1 tRNA gene and 2 rRNA genes (1 of these 3 cut by a window edge) are annotated in these 2,500 nt (G+C 52.0%); all 3 read right to left on the bottom strand.

The annotated features are described in order from the left end of the window. Positions 1-324 (bottom strand): 23S ribosomal RNA (locus IQ257_RS28645); it reaches 2,627 nt to the left of the window's first position. 251 nt (positions 325-575) lie between these two features. Next, a tRNA-Ile gene (locus IQ257_RS28640) sits at positions 576-649 on the bottom strand. A 159-nt stretch (positions 650-808) separates the two neighbouring features. Beyond that, positions 809-2,299 (bottom strand): 16S ribosomal RNA (locus tag IQ257_RS28635). The 16S and 23S rRNA genes sit together here with 1 tRNA gene alongside, the layout of an rRNA operon. Positions 2,300-2,500 lie beyond the last annotated feature (201 nt).

Raw genomic sequence — 2,500 nt, 5'->3', positions numbered from 1 at the left:
ACTTCATCTAGCTGCCAGATTTCCCATAATGCTGTCCCACAACCCCACTCACATAATGTGACTGGTTTAGGCTCTTCCCACTTCGCTCGCCGCTACTACGGGAATCTCTATTGATTTCTTTTCCTCCAGCTACTAAGATGTTTCAGTTCGCTGGGTTGGCTCGTGCTGGTCTATGGATTCAACCAGCCGTATAAAAGGTTGCCCTATTCGGAAATCTCCGGCTCATTGCTTGCTTCCAGCTCCCCGGAGCGTATCGTCGGTCGCCACGTCCTTCTTCGCCTCTGCGTGCCTAGGTATCCACCGTTAGCTCTTTGTAGCTTGACCACATTTGTTTGTTGATGTCTTGTGATAGTAGCTCTCAGCACAATAGCTGACTCCCCTGTGAGCCTATAAAGGCTGCAACAGGAGTAGCTTATCGCCCTGATAGCTTCTCTACCTGACAGGTTGCTATGCAGTTTTCAAGGTTCTGACTGGACACACAATCCAGCAGGCTGCCGAGTTAACTCTCTCTCGTTCAGATGCTGAAGTGTTGGTATCAAGTTGCTTGGTGTTGTCTTTATAAGTCGGAGTTAAGGTGGGCTATCCTGGACTCGAACCAGGGACCTCACCCTTATCAGGGGTGCGCTCTAACCACCTGAGCTAATAGCCCTTATTCCGAACCGACTTTAGTTTGAAAGCTTCCCTGAATTTTTCCCGAACGACCTTGGGATGTCTGAGATGATGACTTATCAACTCAACTCTGAATCAATGAATCAATTCCGGAGTTTCTTGGCATCTTGTGCCTTCATCATTCAGTTGGTCTCCCTAAAAAGGAGGTGATCCAGCCACACCTTCCGGTACGGCTACCTTGTTACGACTTCACCCCAGTCACCAACCCTGCCTTCGGCGTCCCCTTCCTTTGCAGGTTAGGGTAACGACTTCGGGCGTGGCCAGCTCCCATGGTGTGACGGGCGGTGTGTACAAGGCCCGGGAACGGATTCACCGCCGTATTCTGACCGGCGATTACTAGCGATTCCTCCTTCATGCAGGCGAGTTGCAGCCTGCAATCTGAACTGAGCCTCGGTTTATGGGATTAGCTTGCCATCGCTGGCTTGCTGCCCTTTGTCCGAAGCATTGTAGTACGTGTGTAGCCCAGGACGTAAGGGGCATGCTGACTTGACGTCATCCCCACCTTCCTCCGGTTTGTCACCGGCAGTCTCTCTAGAGTGCCCAACTTAATGCTGGCAACTAAAAACGAGGGTTGCGCTCGTTGCGGGACTTAACCCAACATCTCACGACACGAGCTGACGACAGCCATGCACCACCTGTGTTCCGGCTCCCGAAGGCACCCCCAGCTTTCACTGAGGTTCCGGACATGTCAAGCCCTGGTAAGGTTCTTCGCGTTGCATCGAATTAAACCACATACTCCACCGCTTGTGCGGGCCCCCGTCAATTCCTTTGAGTTTCACACTTGCGTGCGTACTCCCCAGGCGGGATACTTAACGCGTTAGCTTCGGCACGGCTCGGGTCGATACAAGCCACACCTAGTATCCATCGTTTACAGCTAGGACTACTGGGGTATCTAATCCCATTCGCTCCCCTAGCTTTCGTCCTGTGAGTGTCAGTTGCAGTCCAGCAGAGCGCTTTCGCCACCGATGTTCTTCCCGAACTCTACGCATTTCACCGCTACACCGGGAATTCCCTCTACCCCTACTGCACTCTAGCTTCTCAGTTTCCACCGCCTTGCCGGAGTTGAGCTCCGGGCTTTGACAGCAGACTTGAAAAGCCACCTGCGGACGCTTTACGCCCAATAATTCCGGATAACGCTTGCATCCTCCGTATTACCGCGGCTGCTGGCACGGAGTTAGCCGATGCTTATTCATCAGGTACCGTCAGAGCTTCTTCCCTGATAAAAGAGGTTTACAACCCAAGAGCCTTCCTCCCTCACGCGGTCTTGCTCCGTCAGGCTTTCGCCCATTGCGGAAAATTCCCCACTGCTGCCTCCCGTAGGAGTCTGGGCCGTGTCTCAGTCCCAGTGTGGCTGATCGTCCTCTCAGACCAGCTACTGATCGACGCCTTGGTGAGCTCTTACCTCACCAACTAGCTAATCAGACGCGAGCTCTTCTTCAGGCGATAAATCTTTCACGTTGCGGCACATTGGGTATTAGCCACCGTTTCCAGTGGTTGTCCCCAACCTGAAGGCAGATTCTCACGCGTTACTCACCCGTCCGCCACTCAATCCCTAAGGATTGCGTTCGACTTGCATGTGTTAAGCAGACCGCCAGCGTTCATCCTGAGCCAGGATCAAACTCTCCATTTTGTGAGAAGCTTGCGGCTCCCGAAAATCTTTATGATTCCGGTTTCCTTGTATAATCAACGATATTAGTCTTTTAGTTGCCTAATCGACTTATCAGTTGACCTGTAGTAATTTTGACGAGTTAAATACAGGTTATGCTTTCAAACTATTGTTTTGTCTAGGTTCGGGCGCTTGGTGCGGCTCGAGTGCCGTTACAAGCGCATT

The sequence above is a fragment of the Coleofasciculus sp. LEGE 07092 genome, from assembly GCF_015207375.1.
In the GTDB taxonomy this organism is placed as follows: domain Bacteria; phylum Cyanobacteriota; class Cyanobacteriia; order Cyanobacteriales; family Coleofasciculaceae; genus LEGE-07092.
Note: the sequence above shows the minus strand (reverse complement) of the source record. Positions and strands in the feature narration are given on the sequence as shown.